The 480-nt window shown below is 67.7% G+C and carries 2 protein-coding genes; both read right to left on the reverse strand.

All coding sequences use genetic code 11. The features are described 5' to 3' along the window. Positions 1-282, reverse strand: a 282-nt coding sequence (locus AACY52_RS30570; RefSeq protein WP_339561424.1) for a hypothetical protein, incomplete at its 3' end; no start/stop codon positions are given. Beyond that, positions 279-480: hypothetical protein (locus AACY52_RS30575; RefSeq protein WP_339561425.1), on the reverse strand; the 202-nt coding region annotated here is incomplete at its 5' end. The genes AACY52_RS30575 and AACY52_RS30570, both read right to left, overlap by 4 nt.

Below are 480 nucleotides of genomic sequence, written 5' to 3' on the forward strand. Positions count from 1 at the left end.
CTCGCCCTCCTTGGCCCGCATGTTCTTGCGCGCCTTGCGCACCATCGCCGCGATGGCGCTGCGCAGCGCGGCCTCGCGGCTCGCATGCTGGCGGCCGTCGACCCGGAAGCCCGGCGGATGGGCCAGCCAGTGGCCGTTCTGAAGCGCGAGCACGCCGATGCGGGTCGCGGCCGAGCGGTAGCGCGGATTGTCGTGCTCCAGCCACTCGCCCTGGTCGTCGCGGAAGGCGAGGCCGCCTATGCCGAGCGGGGGTTCGCCGTCGAGGGTGCGCAGATCTGTCATGATCTATCGCCCTCCTCGATCACCTTCCCCGCCGTGATCGTGATCACTACCGGCCGCCCTGACGTCAGGCGCTCCTTGAGATCATCGAACAGCACGGAGGCGCCGAGTTCGGAGGAGCAGAACAACTCCATCACGACCCTGTCGCCTTCGATGTCGAGCGCAATCGACTTGACGACCTGGATGCTTTCGCCGCTCACT

This window comes from Pseudomonas sp. EA_65y_Pfl1_P113 (assembly GCF_963970525.1).
In the GTDB taxonomy this organism is placed as follows: domain Bacteria; phylum Pseudomonadota; class Gammaproteobacteria; order Pseudomonadales; family Pseudomonadaceae; genus Aquipseudomonas; species Aquipseudomonas tritici.